The 890-nt window shown below is 63.7% G+C and carries 1 protein-coding gene; it reads right to left on the reverse strand.

Annotated features, from left to right (window positions below):
• The coding region (gene tuf, locus HFK18_RS21575) for an elongation factor Tu (protein ID WP_180167805.1) at nucleotides 1-890 on the reverse strand (890 nt) is incomplete at both ends.

Consider the following 890-nt stretch of genomic DNA (forward strand, 5'->3'; position numbering starts at 1 on the left):
GTACGGAAGTAGAACTGCGGACGGTAGCCCTTGAAGAACGGGGTGTGACGGCCGCCCTCGTCCTTCGACAGAACGTAGACTTCGGCGTCGAACTTGGTGTGCGGCTTGATCGAACCCGGCTTGGCCAGAACCTGGCCACGCTCGACGTCGTCACGCTTGGTGCCGCGCAGCAGCAGACCGGCGTTGTCGCCTGCCTGACCCTGGTCCAGCAGCTTGCGGAACATTTCCACGCCGGTCACGGTGGTCTTCTGCACCGGGCGGATGCCGACGATTTCGATTTCTTCGCCGACCTTGATCACGCCGCGCTCGATACGACCGGTCACCACGGTGCCGCGGCCCGAGATCGAGAACACGTCTTCGACCGGCATCAGGAATGCCTTGTCGACGTCACGCTCCGGGGTCGGGATCCAGGTGTCCAGCGCCTCGACCAGCTTGATGACGGCCGGCACGCCGATGTCGCTCTGGTCGCCTTCCAGCGCCAGACGGGCCGAACCCGAGATGATCGGGGTGTCGTCGCCCGGGAAGTCGTACTTGCTCAGCAGCTCGCGGACTTCCATTTCGACCAGTTCCAGCAGCTCGGCATCGTCAACCATGTCGGCCTTGTTCAGGAACACGACGATGTACGGCACGCCGACCTGACGCGACAGCAGGATGTGCTCGCGGGTCTGCGGCATCGGGCCGTCAGCGGCCGAGCACACCAGGATCGCGCCGTCCATCTGGGCAGCACCGGTGATCATGTTCTTGACGTAGTCAGCATGGCCCGGGCAATCGACGTGGGCGTAGTGACGAACGGTGGATTCGTATTCGACGTGCGCGGTCGAGATCGTGATGCCACGTGCCTTTTCTTCCGGCGCGGCGTCGATCGCGGAGTAATCCTTGAACTCGCCACC

Source organism: Stenotrophomonas sp. SbOxS2 (genome assembly GCF_013416715.1).
Classification (GTDB): Bacteria; Pseudomonadota; Gammaproteobacteria; order Xanthomonadales; family Xanthomonadaceae; genus Stenotrophomonas; species Stenotrophomonas lactitubi.